Here is a 6158-nt window from a genome sequence, read left to right on the forward strand (position 1 = left end):
CTGCTCGCGCAGCTCAAAGACCATACGGACCGCGCGTTCACGCAGCTCAACGGAGTACTTTCTCGGGGGTGCCATAGCCCCTCACCCTTCCAGGTTTCAGGGCCTCCACCCAACCCGGGGCGCTCCAACCCCACGTCCAGCACCACGTCCCGCCCGGCCTTCACCAGGTCGCCCAGCCGCTGGTAGACCTCCTCGGCGACCGGGTCGGCCAGCTCGAACCACCGCGACTCGTGGAAGTCCACGCCGTAGCGGCCGTGCCGCCGGAAGACCTCCTCGTCCACCGACAACCGCACCACGCCCCGCTCCTCCAAGCGCTTGGCGAAGGTGGTCTTGCCCGACCCGGTCAACCCGACCAGCAACCACACGGTCGCCGAAGGCGCTCGGTCCCCGACGCCGTCTCCGGACTTGGTCCCGGTCATGTCCTTGGGTGTCTCGGCCGTCACGAGGAACTCCTTCGCGGGTCGGTGGGACGGCGCCGGGCGTGCGGGTCGTGCTCGGCGGTGAGGGCCGCCGAGGTCTGCTCGCCGAGGCGGACGTAGCGGCCGAGGCTGGCCAGGTGCAGGTGCCGGGACTTGGCCTGCAGCTCGGCTGCGGTGCGTCCGGCGGCCGCCAGCCGGGTCAGCGCCGAAAGACCGGTAGGCGTAGGGCACCACCTGTGTCTTGTCGAACTCGGTGCCGTCTGCCAGCAGCAGTAGCGGCAGGCTGTTGGACCCGATGCGGTGCCGTTCGCTCATGCTGGAGTCGCCGATGGGCCGGGTGCCGTCGGGGTTCTTGCGGGACGAAGGCAGCAGCTTCAGCTCGGCGATCGCGGTGTTCGGGAACCGTTCGCGTACTCGCTTCTTCTGCTGGGTGATCAGCTCGGCGGTGGCCTCCGGGATCGGCAGGCGACGGCCGAGCCGGTTGCGTTTGCGGTTGTCATAGACCAGCACAGGGTCGCCATTGTCGTCACGGTCCAGGCAGTCCCAAGGCAGTTCGCAGATGTCGTCGGGGCGGCGGCCGGTGTCGATGGCGAGCTCGACGGCGATGCGGACCTCGCGGCTGGTGCGGGCCACCTCCTCGAACTTGGGCAGGTGCTCACACAGCTGCCGCATGATCTCCGGCGGGAGGTCCCGGCCGGGCTCTTCGTCTTCGGGCTCTTGGGGGACGTCGGAGGTGAGCAGGACGAAGTCGTCGGCCAGGCCCCCGGCGACTCCGCCGGGGCGGGTCAGGCCCAGGCTGCGGATGCGGGCCAGCATCCGCTTGAGCTGGCGGACGATCCGGGCCCGGGCCTTGTGGGTGAGCTTGCCGTTCGCCTCCTGGTAGGCCAGGCGGTGCAGGAAGCTCTCGATGTCGGCCCGGCCGAGCTGGGCGGGGATCTCCCCGCGGTCGTCACGGACGGCCCGCAGGCTCTCCGAGAGCATGGCCGCGCAGTTCACGTGGTGCTGGACGAAGCCGCGGGCGTTGTCCCCACGGCGTTTGGGCAGGTCGTCCAGGGCCCAGTGTTTGATGGCCTCGCGGAGCCAGTGCTGGGAGATCTTGGTGAAGCTCAGGCGGCCGCCGAAGCCGAAGGCCGCCAGGTCCCACACGTCCTTGGTCTTCTCGACCTCCGGGTCGAGGAAGGCGCGGTAGACGTGCCGGGCGATCGAGTTGGCGATCGACCGCTTGCCCTTGTCGGTCGGCTCGGGCAGGTCCTCGATGCTGGTGACCTGGGCGCGTCGCAGGTCGTCGACACCCCGCCTTGCCCCCGCGCGGAGATACGCGCCAGCCCGGCCTGATCCGGCCAACCGGCAGTGGCGAGGGAGGTGGGACGGAGATGACCTCGGTCCGCGGGCCAGACCTTCTTTACTCGCCTCTTGACGACAAGATCAGAGTGTTTAACCGTCACGGTGTGACCGATGCTGCGACTGATCCGGCGCGCGAGGAAGGTCCAAGTACCGCGGCCTACGACTTCAACGACGCGCGGTTCCGGATTCACGACTTCAAAGAAGCCGTCCACCAGGCCGAATCGAGCCGCCGGCGCTGGCGGGCTCTGCTGGCCGTCGCCGCGCCGGCGCTCTTGGCGGTTCTGCTGGTACTCAATCTGGCGCGGTTCGCCGACCGACCGCCGGTGCATATCGACCTGGCGGTGCTGGTAGCCGGGGACGCGGTCACCGCAGCCGCGCTGCTGGCCGTTGTGATCTCCAGCATCCGCGGCCTGGCCGCCACCGCACGCACGATCGCCGGAGCCCAACTCCAGCTCGCGCGGCTCCGCGACGCCGAACGCGACGCCCGGACCCGGATGGTGTCCGGTGGCCTGACCCGCCTGTTATGGATCTACCACTCCGACGTGCTGACCACGATCGAGGAGTACCGCGGCCAGGCGCGCAAGTACCGCACGACCCACAACAGGTTCCAGACGATCATCATCGTCGGGTCGTTGGCGACCACCATCGCCACCACCGCAGCAGCCGGCAACTCCCCTCCAGAGTTGGTGGCCACGGCCCTCAGCTTCGCCGTCGGCGTGTCGGCGGGGATGACCGGATACTTCAAGTTCCGCGAACGGAGCATGAATCTGCAGCAGGCTGCCGATGATCTGGATTTGGAGTACAGGAGCGCCGAGCTGGGCATCCACGCCTACCGCAACCTCGCAGAACAGGACCGGCTCATCGAGTTCGCCCAACGCGCCGAAACGATCAAGAATGAACAGCGCAAGCGCGAACAGCAGCTCGAACAGCCCCCGGAAGGGAACTCGGCCTCGGCCGGCACCTCCGGCACGTCGGCCTGAGCCGCCTTCTCGGCCAGCTCCTGGCGATCTCGGGTACCCGTAGCGGCCAGGAGAGATCGGGCAAATAGCCGATTGGCGAGGATGGCACCGAGCATCAGCCAGGGCGGGAGTCCGTCGGGCATCAAGCGCCCGGGGCACAACCCTCGGCGCAGCAAACTAACGCCCCCCGCGCGGCCGCTTGGGCGGTCTTCTCCCGGAGCGGCCCCAGTCGCTGGGTAGCTCTGCGCAGCGTTGGTGACGTTGTGTGTTTGCGGCTGGTGGCTTGGTACCCGAGTGAGTGGGCCTCGCCGGCGTGCTCAGTGAGGCTCTGGCCGGGATCTCCATGCCGCCAAACGCTCCACTGGCGGGTCAATCGGAGTAGTCCCACTCGTGATCGTGCCAGTACAGCACCACACGACCGTCAGCCAGTCGATAAATCGACCCCGTGAACACCAGGGCGTCGTTGTAGTGGCCAATGATATTATGCCGCTGCGGCAGGCGCAGCACAGCATGATGGGAATCCGGCGGGCGGCGCGGCTTCTTGTAGCCGTGATCCACAGGAAAACTGGGGCCGTGCGGCGGGTGCCCATAAAGGATGTGCCGGGCAGCCAGACTTGCCGCTTCCTCGAACTCCATCAGCTCAACGAACCGATGGTAGGGGCCAAAGTCGTTCTCGGTGAAGCGGTCCACCGGGGCCGGGAGTCGATCTACGAGCGGAGCCTCACGCAACCAGGACCTGCACTCCTGTGTCATTGCTGCAAGCTGCGCCGCCATCTCGGCAGTGAGCTCGGCTTTATTCCGCCGCCGACAATCGGCGCACAGATAATGGGCATATGTTTTTGATGGGCCACGCTTGGCGGTTAAAGACCCCCATAGCTTCTCCTGTGGCTGACGCCTGGATTTCCGTCTGTGGGTCTTCTCCGCCACGCGGGCCTCGCACACATCGCACCGACGTCTGCGAGGCGCCGCGCTCACCACCGCTATTGGGTTCTTCAGCAGGGCAGTCAACCGCACAAGACAAGACTAGAACATGCAGCTTCCCCCAGCGCCCTCTTCACGGACCCGACACCAGTCAAGAGTGCACAGCCGCCGCTGACCTGGACGAGTTGGCCCCAAGATCGGCGAGGCCCGGCAATGGCAGTTGATCTGCAGCCCGTAGGTCACCTCGTCCGTGCCGACACCGCACCACCTCAGCACCGCGCGGCCGCCGACCCGTGGATGATGCGGTGGATGGTGCGGCGGGCTTCACCGAGCACCCGAGGATTCGGTAACCCCTGACGCCCCTCGGCATGGCAGAAGACGGTGCCCCGCCCGGCTGGGCGGTGTGGAGGGACGTCAGCGATCGCGGTCTCGCACAGCTCACCGGGGTGGGCAGGGGCCTGTAGGGTCCGATCATCGGCTGGGACGGCGAGGGCGTGCTGGCGGGCCGGTACCGGAACTTGGGGAAGATCGGGCAGGGCGGAATGGGGTCGGTGTGGCGGGCCCATGACCCCGAGTTGGGCCGTGAGGTCGCCATCAAGGAGCTTCGGGTTCCGGAGCAGGTCACCGAGCAGGAGCGGTCGGTGTGGTACGCGCGGATGGAGCGGGAGGCGCGAGCCGCCGCCCGGCTGAGGCATCCGGGCGTCGTCACGGTATACGACCGGGTGGTGGACGAGGACGGCCGTCCGTGGATCGTGATGGAACTGCTCCAGGGCCTGTCGCTGGAGCGCCTGCTGGCAGATCAAGGAGTGCTGCCCGCCCGCCAGGTCGCCGCGATCGGGCTGGCGATGCTGGACGCGCTGTCGGCCGCGCACGCGCAAGGCATCGTCCACCGCGACGTCAAGCCGGCCAACGTGCTGCTGGAAAGCGGGCGGGTCGTCCTCACCGACTTCGGCATCGCCGCGGTGGAAGGCGACGCGACCCTCACCCGCTCGGGCGCCGTACTGGGTACCCCGGCCTACATGTCTCCGGAACAGGTGCACGGACAGACCGCCACCCCCGCGTCGGACTTGTGGGCACTCGGCGCCACTCTGTACAGGGCGGTGGAGGGCCGCACGCCGTTCACCGCGCCCAGCCACGGGGCCCTGTTCATCGCCATCGCCACCGGGGAACCGGCCCCGCCCCAGTGCGGCGGTCCACTCGCCCGGCTCTTGGACGGCCTGCTCCGCAAGGATCCCGCCGACCGGCCGTCTCCCGCGCAGGCCCGCGAACTGCTCAATGCCGTTGCCGAGGACGGCGAACGACCTCTCGCCCAGGATCGGCAGGCCGACCCGGACCCGGCTACCCGTATCGATCCCACGCTCACGGGCAACGGCGCCCGCGGCGCCCGCGGCGCCCCGGTCGCCGTCAGGGGCGCGCTCGCCAGCGCTTGGATCGCGGCCGCCGCCGTCTTGCTGCTGCCGCGTGACTTCTCCGACCCGGTCGGGCTGGTGGTGCTTTTGGACATGGCCCCGCGCTGGCTGGTGGGGGCTCTGGCGCTGGTGGCCGTGTTCTCATGCGGGCTGTGGAACCTCACTCGTCGGCCGGGCCTCACCCTCGCGGCCGTCGCCCTGCTCAACCTGTTGCTCTCTCTAGCCGTTCCAAGCGGCTATAACGAGGTCGCGATCAACGAGGTGGGCAAGGGAGACACCCCTGACATCGGTGTTGGCGCGACCTTGGGCTGGCTCTTGGGCGCTGTCGCGCTCATGTTCGCGTTCGCCGGAGTGAACAAGCCGCTGATCACGCGGATGCCCCGCCTCAGGCGATTCCGTCCCGCACTGCTCAGGACGGCTGTCATCACCGAAGGTGCCGTGGCGGTGATGTGGCTGCCGTTCGCCTTCTCAGCCTGGGGCATGGAGATGGACATGGACATGAGCACCCACCTTGGCTCCGACGGCCGCGCCCGGGCCCTGGTGTGTGCTCTGGGCGTCTTGTTCATTTTGTGGATCAGCGCTCAGACCGTCTACTGGCGGGCCCCACGCAGCATCAGACCCGGCCGCTGAGCCCGGGCGTAGCGGGAAAGTGCTGTTGACAACGCAAACGACATCGACGCAGTTCGAGTGGACAAAGGGCATCGGCCGTGGCACTACCCCCAGGGCGTCAGAGGCGAGAGGATAGCCATCAAAAGAACGGTGATGGGCAAGGAATGCGCTGCCAATGGAGACGAACGAGAGTTGCGTGAGATAGCGGTTCTGTCGAAGCAGATCCCTTCTGAGCGGAATGGTTTCACGAGCGCTCCAACGGTTGACGGCCATCCAAGATTCACGATCGAGCCCAACGAAGCCGGCGCGTCACCATCAGTGGTGCCGGTGAGATGCTGGCGGTCGCTGATATCGCCTCACTGTTGCTAGCGCTGTTCGCCGAGATGGAACGCACCTTCATCGCCGAACGCGCCGCCCGCGCCCGCATCGTCGCCGAGGCATCCGCCCGCCGGATCAGACGGCGCTCGCCCACCCGGCCGACAAGCCCGAATATGCCC

General features: G+C 67.9%; 4 protein-coding genes. 2 read left to right on the forward strand and 2 right to left on the reverse strand.

The genetic code is table 11. The features are described 5' to 3' along the window. On the reverse strand, positions 1-1763 hold a 1763-nt coding region (locus tag ETD96_RS47235), incomplete at its 3' end, for an AAA family ATPase (protein ID WP_240808555.1). A 29-nt stretch (positions 1764-1792) separates the two neighbouring features. On the opposite strand from ETD96_RS47235, the gene ETD96_RS46285 reads away from it, so the two are divergent. Further along, the gene (locus tag ETD96_RS46285; RefSeq protein ID WP_205719695.1) at positions 1793-2743 is read left to right on the forward strand and encodes a DUF4231 domain-containing protein; all 951 of its coding nucleotides are present in this window, start codon (positions 1793-1795) and stop codon (positions 2741-2743) included. A gap of 348 nt (positions 2744-3091) precedes the next feature. On the opposite strand, the gene ETD96_RS39605 is transcribed toward ETD96_RS46285, so the two are convergent. Further along, a complete protein-coding gene (locus ETD96_RS39605; RefSeq protein WP_138641619.1) occupies positions 3092-3412 on the reverse strand; it encodes a hypothetical protein in 321 nt (106 codons plus the stop codon). A gap of 725 nt (positions 3413-4137) precedes the next feature. Here ETD96_RS39605 and ETD96_RS39610 point away from each other — a divergent pair. Next, positions 4138-5682, forward strand: coding sequence for a serine/threonine-protein kinase (locus tag ETD96_RS39610; RefSeq protein ID WP_138641620.1), 1545 nt, complete (start codon positions 4138-4140; stop codon positions 5680-5682). The last annotated feature ends 476 nt before the right edge of the window (positions 5683-6158 follow it).

Origin of the sequence: Actinomadura geliboluensis (genome assembly GCF_005889745.1) — a bacterium.
Taxonomy (GTDB): Bacteria; Actinomycetota; Actinomycetes; order Streptosporangiales; family Streptosporangiaceae; genus Spirillospora; species Spirillospora geliboluensis.

Excerpts from the sequence above, each read along its gene's own strand:
- ETD96_RS46285 (WP_205719695.1), top strand. The coding sequence starts at position 1,793 with ATGACCTCGGTCCGCGGGCCAGACCTTCTTTACTCGCCTCTTGACGAC.